The organism is Paenibacillus caseinilyticus (assembly GCF_027533645.1).
In the GTDB taxonomy this organism is placed as follows: domain Bacteria; phylum Bacillota; class Bacilli; order Paenibacillales; family NBRC-103111; genus Paenibacillus_G; species Paenibacillus_G caseinilyticus.
Map to the genome: position 1 here is coordinate 69,944 of NZ_JAQAGY010000021.1, position 19,629 is coordinate 89,572.

Genomic DNA, 19,629 nt, shown 5'->3' on the forward strand with positions numbered 1-19,629 from the left:
CTTTCTCACCAAGAGAGCAGACCGGCCGGGAAGCTCATCTGCAGCCAGCCTACGAAGACGATCCACAGCGAAGCGGTCACGGCGGCCGACACGGCTGTGCAGAACCCCCACCGGTATAGCCCCATCCACCGCATGAGCAGCAGGCCTGCCAGCCAGGTGCCGATCAGGTACCCCGCATAGGGGAGCAGCAGTGTATAGAGCACCATCGTCACATACACGTAGACCATTCTTCTGCGCAGCGTGCCGGTGGGAAAATGCACCGGCGCCTGCACCTTGACCGACCCTGCCAGCAAGATGAAGCCGAGCACGACCAGGAACAGGCCGAGCAGGCCCGGCAGCAGGTGGTCCCCCGCCCAAGGCTGCGTCCGGTAGGCCCACAGCCGTACAGCTTCCACGGCGGCTGCCAGGCCCAGGGCGATAGCGATCCATCCTCCCGTACGCTGATTCCCCCAGCGCAAGAGCCGCTTCATAAGCATCCCTCCACATCCGCCCCTTGCCGGAAGCAGGGGGATTGTGGAATCAGTATATGGGCGTATGCCCCGAGGGGTTCCAGAGAACGCGAGGAACACGTTAGGGGAAAGCCAAGGGCAAAGAAAAAAAGACACTGTGCCCGAAAGCACCGTGCCTCTATGGGTAACCACAATAACCCCTTCATTTGTCCCATATATTGGGAAGCTGCCCCCGTGTATAATGGGGGAAAAGACATGCCGAATGGAGGAAAAACATGCCGCAGCGCTCTCAGCAAGTTGTGATAGGAATGGATGGAGGAGGCACCCGCACCCGGGTCATCGTCGCGGATTTGGACGGTCACGTCCTCTCTTATGTGGAGAAAGGCGCCGCTTCGATCTACAAAGATATGCGGGCCGCCCAGCATGTGCAGGAAGCAGTGCGCGAAGCGTTGGCAGCGGCCGATGCCGATCCGGCGCAGGTGCTCTCACTCGCAGCCGGAATCGCCGGCTACGATGCGGAAGAAGATCTGGAGTGGGTCTGCCGGCTTACCGATGCAGACGGGCTTCACTGTCCCAAGAAGCATGTCAATGACGCCATCGTCGCCCATATCGGCGCCTTCGGTTCCAAGCCCGGCATCATGGTGATTGCCGGTACGGGATCCATCCTCTTGGCCGTTACGGAGCAAGGCGAGACGATCCGCAATTACGATCTCCATCATTATGCCCGGAGCGCGGCACGCCTCTTGTCCTACGATGCCGTCTATGACGTGCTGGCCGGCTTCCTGGACGAGAGCCACCCGGAGGATCGGGCGCTGGCCTCTCTGATGCTCTCCCATTGGGACGTGTCGTCCCTGAGGGAGCTGCAGGAGAAGGCCCGGCACGGCTTTCATCCGGATGCCCGGACACGCAACCGGCATTTCGGCGATTTTGCTCCCGCCGTCACCGGTGCGGCCCTGGCCGGAAGCCCCTTGGCCCGGCAGGTCTGCTCCAGGGCGATCCGGGAGATCCGCACCGGCATCCACCTGCTCTCTGCTTACTTCGAGCAGTCGGAGGTAAGCGTCGCCTGCATAGGCAGCGTGGCTCGCAGCGCGTACTTCAGCGATCAGCTGAGCCAAGGGCTGTCCTCCGGAACGTACCGCCGATTGACGCTGGTCGAGCCCGAGTGCAGCCCCGCCGCCGGAGCCGTACTGCTGGCGCTTCAAGAAGCCGGCATCCCCGTGACGCCGGCCGTGAAGGCCAATCTCGCCGCATCCTGCTTTACTCCTACAGCAGCCCTATAGAGCTTGGCCCGCAGACCATCGCGTAGAGGCGGCGCCCGGCTGGCATTCGGGGGAGCCCCATGGATCGGGAAGCCCAGCGGGATGATCGCTAACCCCGCTTCCCGGCTCCGCTCCCTCCCCTACAGCCCTCGGCGGCTTAGCCTCTGTAGGAGACGAAGCCGGCCAGCCGGCTTGCCTTCAGCTCGTATGGGACGAAGGGGCCTATCCTCCGTTATTCCGCGTCATACGTACAGGCAAACCGCTCCACGCCGGGGTATGTTTCGCCAAGCGAGACGACGGAGAATCCGTTGTTCCGGTAAAAATCCACCGTTTCCTCGTCCGTTTCGGCGCGGAGGCCGGAGGGCTTGCGCTCTTGAAGCAGTTCGAGAATAATTCCCCGCCCGTAGCCGATCCGGCGGAATTCCGGGTGAACGCTCAGATGCCGGATGTGAACCATCCGGTTCTCTTCCTCCGTGAAGCCGATGACGGCCACCACCGTCCCTTCCTCCTCAAGTCCGTACAGCTCCCATGCCGGGTCCTCGCGGTACTTCTCGAGCTGGGCATCGATCGCCTCCGGATCCGGGAACATCGAGTAGGATAACAATTCCTGCAGGTCTTCTTCGTGTAAGCGCGCTTTGAGATCAATGAACATGGTTCGTTCTCCTTTGCTGATGTTATCAAATAGGGGATGCATACGGAGCAGATAAAGAAGTGCCGCGTCTCATAAGACCGAGATCGCTTCGGCGAGTCTCTCCCGGATCTTAGGGGCAGAGAGCTCCGTTCCCCGGGGCCGCGAAGGCTCCCTCCAACCGAACTCATCGCCTTCGTAGCGGGGGAACACATGCAGATGAACGTGCCCCAAGTCGTTGAAGATGCCTCCGTTACTCATCGTGGTTATGCCGTCCGGCGCGTATGCCGCCTTGAGCGCCTTGGCGATCCGGACGGACGCTCCGGCGACCGCCAGCAGGGCGGCTTGCTCCAATTCATCGAGATCCAGCGCGTGCGCCTTGGGCAGAATCAGCACATGTCCGCCATGCAGCGGGGCAATGTCGAGCAGGCAGGTGACCTGCTCGTCCTCATAGACGACTTCGGCCGGCTCCCCTCCATTGGCTAGCCGGCAGCCCAGGCATGCGGGCAGGTATGCTTCCACTCCTCCATCCCCCTTCAATACAAGAATACCGTCCATTGTAACATATTACATCCAAGTCCGGAGGGGGAAGGCTTTATTGATCAAGTCGACCTCAGCAGCTGCTCCGTTAGGATTCAACTCTCCACCAACATTCCAAGCGTTCATTCAACGCATTAACCGAACGTTCGTTTATGAATGACCAATAAGAAATGGGATACGCTAGGCTCTAATAGCATCCCAAATCGTTTGGATCAAATCACGGATATTTTTTCGTTCAGTTCAAACTCGCCATTAAAATGCAGCTTAGCAAGCCCTGTAATGGGTGCACTAATTAGGACTAAAAGCAGCATCGGATCGCAATGTTTTATCAGTTGTTGTTCTTTGCCCCTATTGAGCAGCTCAAACAAAGGTTGGAACCTCCAGCTATGATCCTCAAGACACAAATTTTGAATAAGCGGTGAATTACTAAATTGTTCAAGAAACAGAAATTCATCTTTATGGTTAAAAATGAAATCAATTTGGTTTCGAATCACCAGCTCGAATGCGGTCTTCACCGGCATGGAATCCTCCATTCCAGCCAGCACCCGAGTACTTAGTTATTGTTTACCATTCGAATACAGTTTGCTTAACATATCTTCCTTATTTTCAAAATATACGTAAATCGTTGATGGCGATACATGAGCTCGTTTAGCGATTTTTGACATTGAAATATCAGAAAAGCCAATCTCATTCAAGAGTTGAATCGTCGCTTTAAAAATGGCTTCATTTTTATTTTCGTCTTTATGTCTCATAATCCTATAATAAACAATCATTCGATTAACGCCAAAGTCTAGTTCATCCTCCTCATCAACGGCCACCCTTTCCACGGCAAAAACCCGCGCTGCCGCGGGTTCGCACTGACTCTATACGGGGATGGAACAATAGGGTGCCTAAGAAGGCGGTGACGCAGCATGCCATGGACCAATCGCATGCCCCTCACTGCTGCCGGGTATGAAATCCCGGTGCCGGCCGGCTAGCCGCTCCACCGACCGCTGTGCCGGAGGAGACCGATCCAGCCCCGATAGAAGCCATACAGCCCTAGATACGCTCCGGCCGCGAGGAACAGCGGGTTGTAGAAGATCCGGTGCACCTCCGTCATCATCACCGTTCCCCTGAGCAGGATCCCCGCAACAGCATCGGCTGCCACCAGCCCGAACACATACATGCTGACCAAGGCTGCCGCACCGTACCAGAATCGGGTCTTCGGAACAAAACAATGAAGGGCCAGCATCAACGCCGGGACGGCCAGCGAAATGACAAGCAGGATCACGTACAGAAGAATCACCTCATTTTGTTAGATTCTCCCTACTTTACCCGTTTCCGCAGTCCATGAGTCACCCGGATGCCCGGCAGAAGCATTATAGGTTCTCCGTCCGGCCCTTCGGCAAGATACCCGTCTCTTCCATCCGCTGTCTTTTGAACCACAGCACTGTGAGCCCTGCCGCTGCCGCTCCCAGGATACCCGCCAGATAGAAGCCGCTCTTCAGCCCGCTCCATTCGTTCAGCGCACCGGCGACGAAGGGCCCGGCGAACATCCCTACCGCATAGACAGCTTGATAGAAGCCCATGGCGGTCGCCCGTTTGCGCTCATCGATATGCTCGATGGACAACCCGAGCAGCAGCGGGAAGTGCAGTCCCTGGAAGAAGCCGTTGAGCGCCTGGCTCAGCAGGAGCAGCCCCAAGGTGGGCACGACCGACGTGGCCGCCGAGCACAGCGCGGAGATGAGGAAGCCGGCGAGCACGACGTTCCATGAGCCCAGCTTCGGCGCGAATACCCGCCCCGTCATATAGGAACTGACGGCATGCGGCACCATGAAGGCGGCCACAAGCAGCGTGAGCCCCGTCTCATCGGCTCCGAGCTGCAGCGCATACGACGGCGTGAACCCGAACATCGTAATGAACAGGACGCCGTGAGCCAGGATTGACAGAGTCGCCACACGCCACAGCAGCCCGTCTTTCATCACGGGCAGCAGATCGCCGTACCGCATCGGCTTCCGGTCGGTACCGCCCTGCGGCTCCTTCAGCAGCAGCGCTAGCAGGAACCCCGCGAGGCCGATGACTGCCCCGGTCCAGAAGGCAGCCTGCCAGCCGCCCGCCTGAAGCAGATACCCGCTCAGGATCATGCCGGAGAGCTGCCCGCCGGCGGTGAGCAGCGAGATCGTGCCCATCGCCCGCGTCGCCTCACCGGAGCGGTAGAGCCCCGCGTACATGACGGTGAACGCCACCCAGGTCGAGGCCGCTATCCCGGAGAGAACGCGGCCGGCGAGCGCCCAGGCAAGCTGTTCCCCGAGGGCGAAGCACAGACAGCTGAGCGCCGTTGCGAGCATCCCGAGCAGGATGTAGGGCTTGCGCAGCTTCATCCGGTCCGACGCGATTCCAAGGGGCAGCCGCAGCACGATCTGCGTCAGCCCGTAGCTGCCGAGCACGATGCCCGCCATCGTGTAAGAAGCGCCGAGATGCTCCAGGTAAGGGGACAGGATCGGGACGTACACATAGAGCGAACACCAGTAGAGCAGCGTCACGCCTACAAAAATCAGATGATTGAGTCTCTCCGGCGCGCCCCTCTTCATAACTGCGCCTCCCTCCTTTGTTCCTCATGCTGCACTGCTGTAGTCCAACGTTCGGCCATCCCGTGATAAACAGCTTCGCCTTCCTTTAAGGACGATCCGCGTTGATAAGAAATACAAGAAGACAGGATCGAGCTCACATGGAGATATACATTCTATATGTTCAAACAAAACGAAATAGCGATGGAGGCCATCGCTATTTCGTCCGTACCGGAGGCCTGCCTATCGTACCGGCTGCCTGCGGCTATTCCCCTTACAAGCTCAGGCGCAGAATCGCCTTCACGTCTTCCTGGCCGAGCGGCTTGAAACCGCCGACCGGGCCGAAGCGGACCGTCTCCTCCGCCATGCGGTCGACGTCCTTCTCGCCGATCCCGAGATCGGCGAGACGTGCCGGCGCCCCGATGCGGCTGAAGTATTCCCGCGTCGCCTCGATGCCGGCGAGGGCCACTTCCTCGTCCGACTTGCCGGCCGGGTCCACGTTCCATACCCGGACCGCATACTGGACGAAGCGGTCGATGCGCTCGCTGTACACGTACTTCATCCAGTTCGGGAACAGGATGGCGAGGCCGGCCGCATGCGCAATATCGTAGATCGCGCTGACTTCATGCTCGATCATGTGCGTGGCCCAGTCGTTCTGCATCCCGACGGAGATCAGTCCGCCGTTCAGCGCGAACGTGCTGCTCAGCATGAGGTTGGCGCGGGCGGTGTAGTCTTCCGGGTTCGCCAGCGCCTTCTCGCCGTTCTCGATGACCGTCTGCAGCACGCCTTCGCAGAAGCGCTCCTGCAGCGGCGTGTCCTGCGTCGGAGAGAAGTACTGCTCGAACACGTGGGACATCGTGTCGACGATGCCGTTCACCGTCTGGTCGCGCGGCACCGAGTAAGTCAGGGTCGGGTCGAGAATTGAGAACTTCGGATACGCATGGATGCTGCCGAACGATTTCTTGAGATTCTCTTCCCAGTTCGTGATCACCGAGTTGCCGTTCATCTCGGAGCCGGTGGCCGAGAGCGTCAGCACGGTACCGAGCGGCAGGGCGCTCTTGATCTCCGCCTTGCGCATCATGAAGTCCCACACGTCCCCTTCGTACGGCACGCCTACGGCAACCGCCTTCGCGGCGTCGAGCACGCTGCCGCCGCCGACAGCGAGGATCAGGTCCACGCCTTCGGCCCGGGCGAGCTCGATCCCCTTGCGCACGGTAGTTACGCGGGGATTCGGCTCCACGCCGGGCAGCTCGACGGCACGGGCGCCGGCCTGCCCCAGCTGGGTGAGGACACGGTCGTAGAGACCGCTCCTTTTGATGCTGCCGCCGCCATATACAAGGAGCACGGTACGTGCGCCCAGCGCCGCCACCTGCTCGCCGAGTTTATCGAAGCTGCCTTCGCCGAAGAGAATCCGGGTCGGGTTCACGAATGTAAAAGAGTTCATTGCGGAGTTCCTCCTTGGGTTAGGTCAAATGGATACAGGACCCATTATACCTTGCCCGGGGAAGATTGAGAATGACTGAAAATAGGGTGAGCAGCTTTCGTCAAGGTAAGTAAGTATACCCGGGACTCGTATGGCTGCAGCGGCAGCGCCGCCGGAAGCACCCCGTTGTCCGCGAGCTCGGCCGCCGGATTGCCGCTGCCCATGAGCAGCTCCGCCTTGCAGCCCACAAGCTCTTCGGGCATGGGGCTTGCGGTAATCAGCCCGGAGAAGCTGCAGACCACGAGCAGCGCCTCATCGCCCTGGCGCCGCAGGTATGCATAGATCCGCTCGTCTTCCGGCAGGAGCAGCTCGTAGGTGCCATGCACGGCCACCGGGTACGATTTGCGCAGCGAGATCAGGCGCCGGTAGTGATTCAGGATCGAATCCGGATCGCCGATCTGCTTCTCGACGTTGATCTCCGTATAATTCGGATTGACGCCCATCCACGGCTCGCCGCTTGTGAACCCGGCATTGCTGGATGCATCCCACTGCATCGGCGTCCGGGCGTTGTCCCGTCCCTGCGCTTCGACCGCAGCCAGGATCCGCTCTTCGCTCCAGCCTTCGGCGGAAGCGTCCCGGTGCAGGTTCATGATCTCCACGTCGCGGTAGTCACTAATCGACGCGAAGCTGACGTTCGTCATGCCGATCTCCTGGCCCTGGTAGATGTATGGCGTACCCTGCATCAGCATGTAGCATGTCGCCAGCATCTTCGCCGAAGCTGCATGGTGCTCCTTGTCATCCGCAAAACGCGACACGGACCGCGGCACGTCATGATTCTCAAGGAACAGCGCATTCCAGCCGCGGCCCTCGAGTCCCTTCTGCCATTTGCTCAGGATCGCTTTCAGGTCGCTAAGCTTCCAGTCCGGGTTGTAATCCCACTTGCCGCCTGCCCCGTGGTCCACCGACATGTGCTCAAACTGGAAGATCATGTTGAACACGCCGTTCTTCTCGCCCACGAAGTCCTCCGCCTGCTCGAGTTCTACTCCGTTCGCTTCGCCAACGGTCATGATATCATACTTCGCGAAGGTCTCGTCCCGCAGCTCGCGGAGATAATCGAGAATCCCTTCACGGTTGCGGTGGCCGTCCCACGAAGCGACGTACTTCTTGCCTAGCGGATTCGGCAGATCAGGCAGCGCCTGGATCTTCTTGATGTGCGTGATCGCGTCGACCCGGAAGCCGTCGATCCCTTTGTCGAGCCACCAGTTGATCATGTCGTAGAGACCGCGGCGCACATCCCCATTCTCCCAGTTCAGGTCCGGCTGCCGGGTCGAGAACAGGTGCATGTAGTACTCGCCCGTCGATTCGTCGAGCTGCCAGGCAGAGCCGCCGAAGATCGATTCCCAGTTGTTCGGCTCTTCGCCGGTCTTGCCCGGCGGTCTCCAGATGTAATAATCGCGCTTTGGATTCTCCTTGGAGCTGCGGGATTCGACGAACCAAGGATGCTCGTCAGACGTATGGTTGATGACCAAATCCATGATGATCTTGATGCCGCGCTTGTGCGCCGCGGCAAGCAGTTCGTCGAACTCGGCCATCGTGCCGAACTCTTCCATAATATCGCAGTAGTCGCTGATATCGTAGCCGTTGTCGTCGTTCGGCGATTTGTAGATCGGGCAGATCCACAGCACGTCCGCACCGAGACCCTTCAGATAATCGAGCTTCGAGAGGATGCCGCGGAGATCGCCGATCCCGTCTCCGTTCCCGTCCATGAAGCTGCGCGGGTAAATTTGATATACGATGCTTTCTTTCCACCAGGGGGTTGTCATCTATAAGGACTCCTTCGGATTCATATGGAATGTTGATGTATGTATCATGGTAATCCCCCGGCGCCTGGCCGAACACCGACAAGATTGACCAAAAGGGTGTCGGAAATTGTTATCTATTCCCTGGTCGCCGTGCCGCAAGGACTCCAGCCTGACGTTATGGAAGTTTGATTGTTCTTAATAATGAACAATCTCTCTATAAAAACACCCCGCGGCGTACGGCTGCACGCTGCAGGGTCGCTCCCTTGCTCCGGGACCGGCGGATCACTCGAAGGCCTCCATCCCGCCGTACCTGGAGATCGCGCGGAGCAAGTCTACGTGGATCGGCAGGATAAACTGTGTCGCTCCGAGCGTAAAGATCCCGCTGCGGTTGTGCACGGCGGCTTCTTTGACGTAGAGGCGGTAGTGCGGCAGTCCGTCCTGCATATGGATCGTCTCGCTTGCCGTCGAGGAGCTTGCGCTCAGACGCATCGGCCTGGAGCCGACCGGCAGCTCGAACGGGGTGATCGAGATAATATCCTGAAGCTTGATATAAAAATTGGCATGGGGCTTCTGGTAAACAAGCTCCTGGGTCGAAACCGTCAATCCAAAGTTTCTTTTCTTATGGGAAAGTTTCAGCTCACCCTGCAGCGATTTGATCCCGATAAAATCGTCATTCATTGTGTGATCCCTCCCCCTTGGCAAGTCCCGGGCGAAAGGCTGGTTCGCGAGTCACGCATGGACAGCCCGGCCGGACCTTGAAAAGAGCATACCACGGATTGCCGGAACTTCGCCACTGCCGCTGAGCTGCCTGCAAAGCTTCCTGCAAAGCTGCCACAAGCAGGAGCTGTTTTGCAGGCTGCAGGCGTCCGGCAGCCTGGCTTAGCAACTCCCGCGAAGCTCTACCGGTCCGACTCCCCCATAACAAGCTGACTTTCGGAGCCGGTCAGAGCAGCGATTCCGCCCCGTCGATGAACAGCTCGGTGCCCGTGATATGCGACGATGCCCCCGATGCGAGGAAGGCGACCAGCTCGCCGACCTGCTCCGGCTTGCCCGGACCGTGTTCGAGCGGCATGCTTCCTTCGGGATACTGCACCGGAATCTTGATCTTGCTCAACTCGGGCGTCGAATGCGTATTCTCCCCGATATGGGTCGTGATGGCCCCGGGACAGATCACATTGACGCGGATCTTGTAGCGGGCCAGCTCCAGCGCCGCCATCTTGGCGAAGGCCACCTGTCCGGCCTTCGAAGTGCTGTAAGCGGACATGCCGAAGTTCGAGAACACCCGGGAGCCGTTGATGGACGAAGTGATGATGATGCTCCCCCCCTTCTCCTTCATGTGGGGAATCGCATATTTGACGCTGTGGAACGTGCCCTTCAGATTGACGAATAGCGTGTGGTCCCAGTCCTCCGGGCGCATGTCTTCGATTGGCGCCAGCACGCCATTGATGCCCGCGTTGGCGAACACGATGTCGAGCCGGCCCCAGGCCTTCGCCGCTTCATCCATCGCCCACTGCATCCGGATTGGATCCGAGGTATCGGCATCGAGCGTCACCGCCTCCGCTTTCATCGCGAGAAGCTCCGCCTTGACCTGCTCCCTGCGGCTGTCCTGAAGGTCCACCAGCACGATCTTGGCGCCCTGGCGCCCCAGCTCCAGTGCAGCCGCCCGGCCGATCCCGGAGCCCGCGCCGGTGACAACCGCCACTTTATCTTTCAAGTCCGGCAGCAATAGCCCCGGCACTTCGATGGTCTGCGTACTCATGCGATATCGCTCCCTTTTTTCATTGAATGTTCTATGAATGCTCCCTTGTACCGGATTATTTTGCCGAAAGCTTCGAAGAATATGTGACAATAGGATCCTGCGCAAGCAAGAGAGCAAGGAAGCGTTCGGCGGGACTTCAGTTCGTCTTGGGATTATGCTACAATACGAAGGTCAAAATTTGCATATCATCACCGGGAGGCTTCATCATAACCATGCTGATCATTGGAATCGCCGGGGGTACGGGTTCCGGCAAAACAACGGTAGCCCGCTCGGTCATCGACCGCTTGGGCTCCAAGAAGGTAACCTTTATTTCCCAGGACAATTACTATAAAGATCATTCCCATCTGCCTCTCGAAGAGCGGGAGACGATCAACTACGACCATCCTCTGGCGTTCGACAACGCCCTCATGCTCGCGAACCTCAAGTCCCTGAAGCAGGGGGACACCGTCTATGCGCCGGTCTACGACTTCGCGAATCATGCCCGGTTCACCGACAAGACGGTAGAGCTGAAGCCCAACAAGATCGTCATTATCGAGGGCCTGCATGTGCTGTCGGACGAGCATCTGCGCGAGATTCTTGACATCAAGGTGTTCGTCGATACCGATCCCGATGTCCGCATCCTCCGCCGGGTGCTCCGGGACATCAACGAGCGCGGGCGCTCCATCCAGTCGGTCTACGACCAATACCTCGGTACCGTCAAGCCGATGCACGAAGCGTTCATCGAGCCTTCGAAGAAATACGCCGACCTCATCATCCCCGAGGGCGGCCACAACGAAGTCGGCATCCAGCTGCTCTCCATCCTTACGGAGAAATACTTGATGGCCTGACGCGATCTTACTTCGCTGCGGTGCTTCTACACGAATACCCCGTACGGCCCTAGAGCCGTGCGGGGTATTCGTGTTATGGCGCGGCCAGAGGCTATGCCGGAGGGAGAGGTGCGCAGGTGAGAACCCTGCCCCTCCTGCTATAACGGGTCAATCTGCCGGATACCCTGCCTGCGGGGCAGCGGGCTCCATCATCCGGGCCTTGCGCCAATAGCCCCAGACATAATACGCGGACGAGAGGACGACCCCGATGCCGAAGCCCACGGGGAAGCTCCACCACAGCGCGTCCAGTCCATAGGTATACCCGAGATAATAAGCCAAGGGGACCCGGAAGCACCACAAGGCGAGGAATGTAGTCAGAAGCGGCACCAGGACCGCTCCCGTGGCCCGCACCACCCCCGAGAGGACGAAGGTGATCCCAAAGAGCACGAACGCCCAGAGGGTGATATGGTTGATCGTCATGCCGATCGAGATCGCCGCCTCGTCCTGGAGGAAGAGCTCCAGCGCCTGCCGGTTGAAGAGGTAGATCAGTCCAACCAGGGTACCGGTCATCACGAAGTTGAACAAGATGCCGAGCAGCGTCGTCTTCTGGACCCGGTCCCACTTGCCCGCGCCCACATTCTGGGCGGCCAGGGACGAGACCGCCCCGCCGATCGCCATGGCCGGCATCTGGACGTAGCTCGAGATCTGCATCGCCGCCCCGAAGGCGGCCGTCGCGACCGAGCCGAACGAGTTGACGAGTTGCACGACCGCGATGGCGCTCGTCGAGATGATGAGCATCTGCAGCCCCATCGGGATCCCTTTGCGCACCAGCGCGGCGAGGATCTGGGGATCGAAGCGGATCAGATGCCGGTCCGCCGCCGTGAGGCGCAGGAAGTGCTTGCGCCGGTAGAGATGCCACAGCAGGCCTGCGAGTGCGGCGAGCTGGGCGGTCACGGTCGCGAGTGCGGCGCCCGCCGTCTCCAGACGGGGCAGCGGTCCGAGCCCGAAGATGAAGACGGGATTGAGCACGATATCGAGCACTGACGAGAGCACCAGGAAGTAGAACGGCGTCTTGGCGTCGCCCGCTCCGCGGAGTATCATCATGAGGAAGTTAAAGAAGAACATAAACGGCACGCCGATGAAGATGACTCTGAGATAGGAAGCGGCGTAAGGCATGGCATCCGCCGGCGTGCTCATCGCCCGGAGAATGCCCTCGGAGAAGACCATGCCGATCACGGTAATGAGGACCGACAGCGTCGTGAAGAACAACGCGCTCGTCCCGACGACCCTCTTGGCCCGTGCCTCGTCCTGCGCCCCGATGCTTTGTCCGATGAGGATGGTCGACGCCATCCCGACCCCGAAGACGAGGCTGAGCAGGAAGAACATAATATTGTTCGCATTGGACGTTGCGGCGAACGCGCTTTCACCCAAATAATTGCCAACCCAAATCGAGTTGATCGTCCCGTTCAGCGACTGCAGCACATTGCCCATAAGCAGCGGCATCGCGAACAGCAGCAGACTTTTGCCTATCGGCCCTTCGGTTAGATTGGCCTTGGCGGGTATTCCTTTTGACATGAGGGTCCCTCCCGTAACAGCGCACATTGCAGGTTGTTGGCACACACTAGCCTCCCTCCCGGTCAGAAGGCAGGTTCTACGGGCCGGGCGGAGTTTTCTCCTGCCTTATGCCTATAGTAAACCTCCGCAAGGGCTGCCGAATCTCCGCTGCTTCCAACTGTTTTAGTGCTAAACAAAGTATAAGCCGGAGAAGCGGCCGAAGACAAATCATGCCAAAAGAAGCCCCCTCCCATAAGGAGAAAGCTTCCGGTCTCTTGCCTTGCCGTACTTACTCCGCTGCCGGACCGCCGTTAGGCCTCTGCCCTCCCGGGGCAGCGCTGCCGGACGCACTGCCTCCGGAGGTGCCTTCGGCCGCTGCTCCCTGCAGCGATGTCCCCGCGCCGCCGACCCGCCGGGTCAGCCCCTTCACGAGCTGCTCGACGTCGATCCCGCTGACGCTCTTCAGCATCTCGGGGGCCGTCGCCATCAGCTGGGTCACGTAATTGCTGACCCGCGCCGCCCCTTCGCCGTTCCCGGTATCGACCACCGTCAGCTTGTCGATCGAAGCGATCGGCGAGGCGATGCGTCCGGCCAGTTCCGGCAGCATCTTCACGATGATATCGAGCACCGCCGCTTCGCCGAACTTCTCGAACGCCTCGGCGAGCTTCTGCTTCGCCTCCGCCTCGGCGAGACCTCGCAGCCGGATGACTTCGGCTTCGGCGGTACCCTTGGCCCGCTCCGCATCCGCCACCGCCAGGCCCTCGAGCCGCTTCTGCTCGGCATTCGCCTTCGCTTCGGCCTCGATGCGGTACTGCCTCGCATCCGCTTCGGCCATCTGCTTCGCCTTGTCGGCTTCCGCCGCCTGCACGACCGAGTAGCGGTCGGCATCCGCCTTCTTCTTCACCTCGGCATCATACTGCTTCTCGCGCCGCAGGATTTCCTTCGTCTCGAGGTCGATCTCCCGCTCCTTGCGCACGAGCTCGACGCGCATCTGCTCCTCGACCACGCTCTGCTTTGCCCGCGCTTCCTGGATATGGTAGGCCTGGTCCGCTTCCGCGCGGGCCATATCCTGGTCCTTTTTGAACGAAGCGACCTTGAGCTCCTTCTCCTTGGAGGCTTCCGCGATGTTCGTATCGCGCAGCAGCTCGGCCTTCTGCCCGTCTTCCTCGGCCTGCGCCTTCTGTATACGGGCATCCCGCACCGCCTGCGCCTCGGCAATCTCCGCATCCCGCTTCACCGCGGCGATCCGCGGCTTCCCCAGCGCTTCGAGATAGCCCTGCTTGTCGCGCACATCCTTGATCGTGAAGGAGACGATCTGCAGCCCCATCTTCTTGAGGTCCTTGGCCGCGACGCCCTGCACCTCCTGCGCGAAGCGGTCCCGGTTGCGGTATACCTCCTCGACCGTCATCGTACCTAGAATCGCCCGCAGGTGCCCTTCAAGCACTTCCTGGGCCTCGGCCCGCAGCGCCTCGGTCGGCTTGCCCATGAACTGCTCGGCCGCCGTAGCCACATCTTCCACGGACCCGCCGATCTTGATGATCGCCACGCCGTCCGCGAGCACCGGCACGCCCTGCTCCGTGTATACCTCGGGCGTCGAGATATCGAGCTTATGCGACAGCAGGGACAAGAACTCCGCCTGCTGGAACACCGGCAGGATGAACGAGCCTCCCCCCCGCACGATCTTGATCTTGCGGCCCGTATCATCGGTCAGCACATGCTTCGTGCCGAGGAACGAACCCGTGACGATCATCGCCTCATCCGGCGACACTGTCTTGTATCTCGCCCAGAACGCGAGCCCCAGCACTACAATCACGCCGACGACGATCGCCGGCACCACTACCGCATCCACAGCCATTGCACCACTCCTCTTCTTTTAATGGTCGAGTCCCGTATCTTTGGAATCCAGTTCGGTGACCATCAGCACGCCGCTGATCACCTCCACCGTCACCACCCGCCGGCCCCAGGGGATCTCGCTGCCGTCGAAGCTCTCCGCAATCTGGTTCGTCACTCCGCCGCCGATCCGTACGACGACTTCCCCGCTGCCCGCAGAGGGAATCGGCACCGTGACCTCGCCGATGCGCCCCACGAGATCCTGCATCGAAAAACCGAGCGAGCTCTCGAGGTTCCTCATGGGTTTGATATAGAACAGATAGATCAGTACGCAGGATCCGGCGGCCGCGATCAGCCCCAGCGCGAATACCGCCGCTGCCGCAAGCCCCGTGTACTTCGTGAGCAGAATTCCCGCTCCGCCGAGCACCGTAATGCCGCTGAACAGCACCATCGGCTGCAGAACATGGAGCAGATCCCCCGACATCCAGTCGAACATTCCGCCCAGCGCATGGCCGAGCAGATCCCCGAACAGCACGGTAACCAAAGCAAACAATACGCCGGTGATCAGCAGGCCCCAGTACAGTTCAAGCATAGCCACTCACCTCCTTCAGCCCTCAGGTTGCAGCGTTTTCCCGGGACGTCTTTGGGTAAGGCGTCCCAGGGCTGCTTTCTCTTGTTCGGACGGCCCACCGCCGCCCGATTAACCTTACATAGGTTAATACGTAAGAAAAAGGGAGAAAGTTGCAATTTTAGCTTCATAATCCATAACTTTGTCGGTTGTGTGTACGTGATACAAGATAAGATAAATAAGATTACCAAGCCCAGGCGAGAGAATAATTCTTATCTATCCAAAAAGGACGGCACCCCGTCATCCGGTGCCGTCCTTGCACTTGTCCGCCATGCCTATCATTTGTGCCGGAGCGCCATCATTTGGTAGACCTCGCGCGAGTCACCCTTGAGCGCCACCTGCCTGTTGCGCATCTGCGACGAACCGTCCCCGTCCAGGAAAATACCGTCTACGACCAGGCCTGGAGCGATCACCTCCAGCACCGCCGAGCGGAACTCCGCCACCGTGCAGGGCTTGTCCGATACAATGAGCCACAGGTTATTCTCCTTATCGTAGACCGCTCCAGAGCGCAGCCTCGCTTCCTTCATGGCCGGCATGTCTTCCTTCCGGGCCTGGGCCTGCCAGAGGGCCCCGGCGCCCAGCGACATGCTCACGCCTCCCTGCGCCCAATACCGGCTGCGGTCCGTAACTTGCAGCTGGTTCGCCCCCTCCACAACCTGCACGGAGAACGAGCGGGCCGCCTCATCCCACACGAGGGTCCCTTTGGGGTAATCGATATTCGTCCAGCCGGATCCATACTCGTGGGGGATGCCCCGGATCGGCTTGTCGTTGATGACGGCGATGCTGAGCAGATCCCCGTTCCAGAAGAAGCCTCCGTTGATCCCGAACTCCTCCGTCGACGTCACATTCGAGCGGATATGCTTCAGTTCGATATTATCCGGATCCGTCCGCATCGCATGCAGCTTGACCCCGCTTGCCGCCCGGTAGGTCGAATAAGTGTAATGCCTAGAAGGGTCATGGAACAGCGGGTTGTTCCACAGCGCCGCAATGCCCAGCGAGAGGAGCAGACCGAGCAGGAATCCGAGCAGCAGCCGCTGCGCCTGGCGTCTCTCCATTGCAGCCAGCCTGTTTTTGAATACGACGAACATGCCTGAGCATCCTCCTTCAACCCCAACAGGAGCGTGTTTCATTAGCCGCCTTCTGCACCGGCAAGCATACTCTATGTCTATGAACCTATCGGACGAATTATGTTAGAGATTGGGGGAGCGCCAGCCCTTGGCGAGAGAAGCTGGCATCCCCGCACCTCATAGAGTACTATAGGAATTGAAAGAATACCCGGCCGGGGACCCGCCCGGCCGCGTCAGATCCGCAAAAGGTGCGAGGTGCTATATATGGAAGATGTCGTTGTGATCGGCGCGGGGCCTTGCGGCTTGTCCGCCGCCATCGAACTTCAGCGGCGGGGGCTGAAGCCCCTCCTGATCGAAAAAGAGTGCGTGGTGCGCTCCATTTATTTATATCCCACTTACATGACGTTCTTCAGTACGCCCGAGCTGCTGGAGATCGGAGGATATCCCTTCTCGTCGCCGAATGAGAAGCCGAGCCGTCTCGAGGCTCTGACTTATTACCGCACGGTAGCCGAGCGGAGCGGAATCGAGATCCGGCCTTATCAGACGGTGACGCAGATCGCTCCGCTGCCGGGCGGCGGGTTCGAGCTCTCGGTACAGCCGCGTGCGGGAAGCGCGCACACGGTGCGCAGCCGCTATGTCGTGGCCGCCACCGGCTATTTCGACCACCCGAACCTGCTCGGCATCCCCGGGGAAGAACTCCCCAAGGTCACTCATTATTACCGGGAGGCCCATCCGTACAGCGGTACCCGCGTCATCGTGATCGGGGGCAGCAATTCGGCGGTCGACGCCGCCATGGACCTGATGAGGGCCGGTGCGGAGGTCACGGTAGTCTACCGGGGCGAAACCTACTCCCCCTACCTCAAGCCGTGGGTGCTGCCCATTTTTGAGAGCATGGTGAAGAAGGGCCGGATCCGCATGATCTTCGGCTCCCGCGTCACGGCCATTACCGAAGCGGCCGTGACGGTAACCGGCAGGGAAGGAACCTACGAGCTCCCGAACGACTTCGTGCTCGCCTTGACGGGCTTCCGGCCGGACCGGGCCCTGCTGACAGGAGCCGGCGCGGCGCTCCGGGACAGCGACGGATGTCCCGAGCACGATCCGCAGACGATGGAGACGACCGTTCCCGGCCTGTTCATGGCAGGGGTGGCGGCTTCGGGCGCCCATGCGAACGAAGTGTTCATCGAGACCGGCCGCCTGCACGGCAGGCTCATCGCGGACTATTTGGCTCCCGGCACTCCCGGATACGCCTAAGACAGGCAGCGGGGCTTGCTGGTTCAATCCATCCATCCAGGTGCGGCTTGGATCTGTACCCGATGCACAATAGCATGCAGAAAGGCCGGTTGAGGTACATCCTCGCCGGCCTTCTTCGTCTGCAGCATAGTATTTAGAATATGAGTTCTTTCTCCCTTTGCGTAAGCCGCCGTCCCGCGATATCGACCACCAGCCTGCCGCCTGCGAGTCCCCAGATGCGCGAGCCGTACTTCTCGGCCAGCTCGATCTGGTGGAGCGAGCAGAACACGAGCAGCTTATGCTTGCGGCAGATGCTCTGCAAGTCTTCCATGACGCGGCTGGCGGCTTCGGGGTCGAGGCCCGATACCGGCTCGTCCGCGAAGATGACGCGGGCGCCCTTGATCATGGCTCTGCAGACTGCCACCCTCTGCTTCTCGCCGCCGCTGAGCTTCTCGACCGGCTCGTGCGCCTTGTCGAGCAGGCCGACGCGGTCGAGATAATCCATTGCTTCCATATGGTCGTCTTCCGAGACCGTGTTGGTAAGAAAGCGCACCCATGACTTGCGGAAGAGCAGCGCGCTCAGCACATTCTTGAGGGCGGACTTCTTCGGATTCAGCTTCGGTTTCTCCTCGAGATAAGCCCACTGCTTACGCAGCTTGAACTTGTCCGTGATCCCGATCTTCGTTATGTCGTTGCCTTCGAAGATATACTGCCCCTCGTCCCATTTCTCCTGCAGCATCAGGCAGCGGAACAACGTCGTCTTCCCGCTGCCGCTCGCGCCGAGCAGCGTGACCAGTTCCCCTTCGTCCGCCTGGAAGCTGAGCCGCTGCAGCACCCTGGAGTCCGGTGGAAAGCTTTTGCTTAAGTTGCGTACGATGATCATGCGCTAGGCTCCTTCTATGTAAGCGGGCAGCCGCCGGTGTCCGCGGAGTTTTCACTTCCTTGGCGGAGCGCGGCCGGCTTGCGCCGCATTTCTTTTACTATACCAAACCCCCCACATAAAAACCACAGTTCCGCGCATCCTATGGGAGTCTTGGACATTCCCTTGGAAAGGTGGCATCGGCATGAAACATCAACTGGTCAAACTGGTCTGCGAGCAGGCAGGCATCACGGAAGGACAAGCGGACGAAGCGGTGGAAGCCGTCGTCGGCTATTTCCGCACCCGTCTCCCGGCTGAGCTTGCGGAAGAGCTCAATAACCTCGCACTCGGCCATAACAATGAGGGGAACGCCCGCTAAGCGCGGGAATGGATTTCGCTGTTGGCGGCAATTCCTGGGCCTTTTGCCCGGAGTTGCCGCTTCTTTCGGGTTAAGGCGCAGCGCCTTGCCGGGGCAGAAGCCATAAAGTGTCTCCCCATGCCATTAACCGCCGGGCAGAAGCCGGGCGGTCAGGATAACCGGCTGCTTGGAAATCGGAGATCCTAGGGATCGCCGAAGAGAGCCGTTTACTGGGGGTTCGTTTCTTTCGGAATTTCATTCAGGTTCGGAGGACGCTTGGCTGCTTTGTCCGCATCCATGATCGCTTCCTCTTCCGTGAATTTGTTTTCCTTGAAGTTCGGGTTGTTCCTTGTATTGGCCTTGGCGCTGTCCATCTTGCGTTCACCTCCCACCCCGCTAATATACCGCTGCACATTTCTTTCTATACCCCACGCCAGGCCTGTCCAAAAAATTTGGGCGCCGTCGACAAGGATTTACAAATTTTATCGAACATCTGGGCTATAATAGGATCGTTATACCTTCTACTACAGATTGAATCGGGGTAAAGACGAAATGGAAGAACAGGAACTGAAGCGCCACTTGGAGCAAATGCAGCATCAGCTCTACAGGCTGGTGGAGAAAACCGGCAGTTTTGTCGATCCCCAGGTCGTGGAGTTGAGTCAAGAAATCGATGACGTGGTCTTAGGCATTCAGCGGCTGCGGATGAAGGAACGAGTCGAATAAAACGGGGCCATTTTTATTTCAAAAAATGCGCCTCTTTTTTTATTTCCGGCTTGCTAAATGTTACATGATATGTTAAATTGAAATCAAGGAAAATCAAGGGTTTTCCTCCAAAAAAGCTGACATACCTACTCTCTTTTTTTCGATACAAAGCTACTTTTGCCACATCCA

At 59.3% G+C, this 19,629-nt stretch carries 22 protein-coding genes; 5 read left to right on the forward strand and 17 right to left on the reverse strand.

The annotated features are described in order from the left end of the window. Positions 1 to 5: 5 nt before the first annotated feature. Positions 6 to 470, reverse strand: coding sequence for a tripartite tricarboxylate transporter TctB family protein (locus O9H32_RS24940; protein ID WP_269868835.1), 465 nt, complete (start codon positions 468 to 470; stop codon positions 6 to 8). 287 nt (positions 471 to 757) lie between these two features. Here O9H32_RS24940 and O9H32_RS24945 point away from each other — a divergent pair, with 287 nt between their 5' ends. Further along, positions 758 to 1,729, forward strand: a complete 972-nt coding sequence (locus O9H32_RS24945) for an N-acetylglucosamine kinase (RefSeq protein WP_269868886.1) — start codon at positions 758 to 760, stop codon at positions 1,727 to 1,729. Positions 1,730 to 1,940: 211 nt separating this feature from the next. Here the strand turns inward: O9H32_RS24945 and O9H32_RS24950 are convergent, their stop codons facing one another. The 10 genes from O9H32_RS24950 to O9H32_RS24995 all read right to left on the reverse strand — a co-directional run bounded on the left by O9H32_RS24950 (position 1,941) and on the right by O9H32_RS24995 (position 10,406). Next, a complete protein-coding gene (locus tag O9H32_RS24950) occupies positions 1,941 to 2,360 on the reverse strand; it encodes a GNAT family N-acetyltransferase (RefSeq protein ID WP_269868836.1) in 420 nt (139 codons plus the stop codon). 69 nt (positions 2,361 to 2,429) lie between these two features. Next, entirely contained in the window at positions 2,430 to 2,858 is a 429-nt protein-coding gene (locus O9H32_RS24955; RefSeq protein ID WP_269868837.1) for an HIT family protein, read from the reverse strand. Positions 2,859 to 3,088: 230 nt separating this feature from the next. Then, entirely contained in the window at positions 3,089 to 3,409 is a 321-nt protein-coding gene (locus tag O9H32_RS24960; RefSeq protein WP_269868838.1) for a hypothetical protein, read from the reverse strand. 24 nt (positions 3,410 to 3,433) lie between these two features. After that, entirely contained in the window at positions 3,434 to 3,694 is a 261-nt protein-coding gene (locus O9H32_RS24965; RefSeq protein WP_269868839.1) for a TetR/AcrR family transcriptional regulator, read from the reverse strand. Between the two features lie 155 nt (positions 3,695 to 3,849). Next, complete coding sequence (locus tag O9H32_RS24970; RefSeq protein WP_269868840.1) at positions 3,850 to 4,161, reverse strand: hypothetical protein; 312 nt, start codon at positions 4,159 to 4,161, stop codon at positions 3,850 to 3,852. Between the two features lie 73 nt (positions 4,162 to 4,234). Further along, positions 4,235 to 5,446, reverse strand: coding sequence for an MFS transporter (locus tag O9H32_RS24975; protein ID WP_269868841.1), 1,212 nt, complete (start codon positions 5,444 to 5,446; stop codon positions 4,235 to 4,237). 250 nt (positions 5,447 to 5,696) lie between these two features. Next, a complete protein-coding gene (locus tag O9H32_RS24980; RefSeq protein WP_269868842.1) occupies positions 5,697 to 6,866 on the reverse strand; it encodes an iron-containing alcohol dehydrogenase in 1,170 nt (389 codons plus the stop codon). 44 nt (positions 6,867 to 6,910) lie between these two features. After that, a complete protein-coding gene (locus tag O9H32_RS24985; protein WP_269868843.1) occupies positions 6,911 to 8,668 on the reverse strand; it encodes a glycoside hydrolase family 13 protein in 1,758 nt (585 codons plus the stop codon). A 261-nt stretch (positions 8,669 to 8,929) separates the two neighbouring features. Next, a complete protein-coding gene (locus O9H32_RS24990) occupies positions 8,930 to 9,325 on the reverse strand; it encodes a hypothetical protein (RefSeq protein WP_269868844.1) in 396 nt (131 codons plus the stop codon). Positions 9,326 to 9,590: 265 nt separating this feature from the next. Next, positions 9,591 to 10,406: an SDR family oxidoreductase gene (locus tag O9H32_RS24995; RefSeq protein ID WP_269868845.1), complete on the reverse strand. Its 816-nt coding sequence runs from the start codon at positions 10,404 to 10,406 to the stop codon at positions 9,591 to 9,593. Between the two features lie 212 nt (positions 10,407 to 10,618). On the opposite strand from O9H32_RS24995, the gene udk reads away from it, so the two are divergent. Beyond that, positions 10,619 to 11,233: a uridine kinase gene (gene udk, locus O9H32_RS25000; protein WP_269868846.1), complete on the forward strand. Its 615-nt coding sequence runs from the start codon at positions 10,619 to 10,621 to the stop codon at positions 11,231 to 11,233. A 147-nt stretch (positions 11,234 to 11,380) separates the two neighbouring features. On the opposite strand, the gene O9H32_RS25005 is transcribed toward udk, so the two are convergent. The 4 genes from O9H32_RS25005 to O9H32_RS25020 form a co-directional block, all read right to left on the reverse strand. Further along, a complete protein-coding gene (locus tag O9H32_RS25005; protein ID WP_269868847.1) occupies positions 11,381 to 12,787 on the reverse strand; it encodes an MATE family efflux transporter in 1,407 nt (468 codons plus the stop codon). Positions 12,788 to 13,055: 268 nt separating this feature from the next. After that, positions 13,056 to 14,621 carry a flotillin family protein gene (locus O9H32_RS25010; protein ID WP_269868848.1) on the reverse strand — a complete coding sequence of 522 codons (1,566 nt, stop codon included), beginning with the start codon at positions 14,619 to 14,621 and terminating at the stop codon, positions 13,056 to 13,058. An 18-nt stretch (positions 14,622 to 14,639) separates the two neighbouring features. Beyond that, positions 14,640 to 15,188, reverse strand: coding sequence for a protease (locus O9H32_RS25015; protein WP_269868849.1), 549 nt, complete (start codon positions 15,186 to 15,188; stop codon positions 14,640 to 14,642). A gap of 314 nt (positions 15,189 to 15,502) precedes the next feature. Then, entirely contained in the window at positions 15,503 to 16,312 is an 810-nt protein-coding gene (locus O9H32_RS25020) for a phosphodiester glycosidase family protein (protein ID WP_269868850.1), read from the reverse strand. Positions 16,313 to 16,555: 243 nt separating this feature from the next. Here O9H32_RS25020 and O9H32_RS25025 point away from each other — a divergent pair, with 243 nt between their 5' ends. Next, entirely contained in the window at positions 16,556 to 17,542 is a 987-nt protein-coding gene (locus tag O9H32_RS25025) for a YpdA family putative bacillithiol disulfide reductase (RefSeq protein ID WP_269868851.1), read from the forward strand. A gap of 133 nt (positions 17,543 to 17,675) precedes the next feature. Here the strand turns inward: O9H32_RS25025 and O9H32_RS25030 are convergent, their stop codons facing one another. Beyond that, positions 17,676 to 18,404, reverse strand: coding sequence for a phosphonate ABC transporter ATP-binding protein (locus O9H32_RS25030; RefSeq protein WP_269868852.1), 729 nt, complete (start codon positions 18,402 to 18,404; stop codon positions 17,676 to 17,678). A 181-nt stretch (positions 18,405 to 18,585) separates the two neighbouring features. On the opposite strand from O9H32_RS25030, the gene O9H32_RS25035 reads away from it, so the two are divergent. Further along, entirely contained in the window at positions 18,586 to 18,759 is a 174-nt protein-coding gene (locus O9H32_RS25035) for a hypothetical protein (RefSeq protein ID WP_269868853.1), read from the forward strand. A 206-nt stretch (positions 18,760 to 18,965) separates the two neighbouring features. Here O9H32_RS25035 and O9H32_RS25040 read toward each other — a convergent pair whose 3' ends face one another. Then, positions 18,966 to 19,112: a hypothetical protein gene (locus O9H32_RS25040; RefSeq protein ID WP_269868854.1), complete on the reverse strand. Its 147-nt coding sequence runs from the start codon at positions 19,110 to 19,112 to the stop codon at positions 18,966 to 18,968. Positions 19,113 to 19,269: 157 nt separating this feature from the next. Here O9H32_RS25040 and O9H32_RS25045 point away from each other — a divergent pair, with 157 nt between their 5' ends. After that, entirely contained in the window at positions 19,270 to 19,461 is a 192-nt protein-coding gene (locus tag O9H32_RS25045; RefSeq protein WP_269868855.1) for a Spo0E family sporulation regulatory protein-aspartic acid phosphatase, read from the forward strand. Positions 19,462 to 19,629 lie beyond the last annotated feature (168 nt).

Coding starts and splice junctions, on each gene's coding strand:
- O9H32_RS24940 (WP_269868835.1), bottom strand. CDS start 470: ATGAAGCGGCTCTTGCGCTGGGGGAATCAGCGTACGGGAGGATGGATC.
- O9H32_RS24945 (WP_269868886.1), top strand. CDS start 758: ATGGATGGAGGAGGCACCCGCACCCGGGTCATCGTCGCGGATTTGGAC.
- O9H32_RS24950 (WP_269868836.1), bottom strand. CDS start 2,360: ATGTTCATTGATCTCAAAGCGCGCTTACACGAAGAAGACCTGCAGGAA.
- O9H32_RS24960 (WP_269868838.1), bottom strand. CDS start 3,409: ATGGAGGATTCCATGCCGGTGAAGACCGCATTCGAGCTGGTGATTCGA.
- O9H32_RS24975 (WP_269868841.1), bottom strand. CDS start 5,446: ATGAAGAGGGGCGCGCCGGAGAGACTCAATCATCTGATTTTTGTAGGC.
- O9H32_RS24980 (WP_269868842.1), bottom strand. CDS start 6,866: ATGAACTCTTTTACATTCGTGAACCCGACCCGGATTCTCTTCGGCGAA.
- O9H32_RS24985 (WP_269868843.1), bottom strand. CDS start 8,668: ATGACAACCCCCTGGTGGAAAGAAAGCATCGTATATCAAATTTACCCG.
- O9H32_RS24990 (WP_269868844.1), bottom strand. CDS start 9,325: ATGAATGACGATTTTATCGGGATCAAATCGCTGCAGGGTGAGCTGAAA.
- O9H32_RS24995 (WP_269868845.1), bottom strand. CDS start 10,406: ATGAGTACGCAGACCATCGAAGTGCCGGGGCTATTGCTGCCGGACTTG.
- udk (WP_269868846.1), top strand. CDS start 10,619: ATGCTGATCATTGGAATCGCCGGGGGTACGGGTTCCGGCAAAACAACG.
- O9H32_RS25005 (WP_269868847.1), bottom strand. CDS start 12,787: ATGTCAAAAGGAATACCCGCCAAGGCCAATCTAACCGAAGGGCCGATA.
- O9H32_RS25010 (WP_269868848.1), bottom strand. CDS start 14,621: ATGGCTGTGGATGCGGTAGTGGTGCCGGCGATCGTCGTCGGCGTGATT.
- O9H32_RS25015 (WP_269868849.1), bottom strand. CDS start 15,188: ATGCTTGAACTGTACTGGGGCCTGCTGATCACCGGCGTATTGTTTGCT.
- O9H32_RS25020 (WP_269868850.1), bottom strand. CDS start 16,312: ATGTTCGTCGTATTCAAAAACAGGCTGGCTGCAATGGAGAGACGCCAG.
- O9H32_RS25025 (WP_269868851.1), top strand. CDS start 16,556: ATGGAAGATGTCGTTGTGATCGGCGCGGGGCCTTGCGGCTTGTCCGCC.
- O9H32_RS25030 (WP_269868852.1), bottom strand. CDS start 18,404: ATGATCATCGTACGCAACTTAAGCAAAAGCTTTCCACCGGACTCCAGG.
- O9H32_RS25035 (WP_269868853.1), top strand. CDS start 18,586: ATGAAACATCAACTGGTCAAACTGGTCTGCGAGCAGGCAGGCATCACG.
- O9H32_RS25040 (WP_269868854.1), bottom strand. CDS start 19,112: ATGGACAGCGCCAAGGCCAATACAAGGAACAACCCGAACTTCAAGGAA.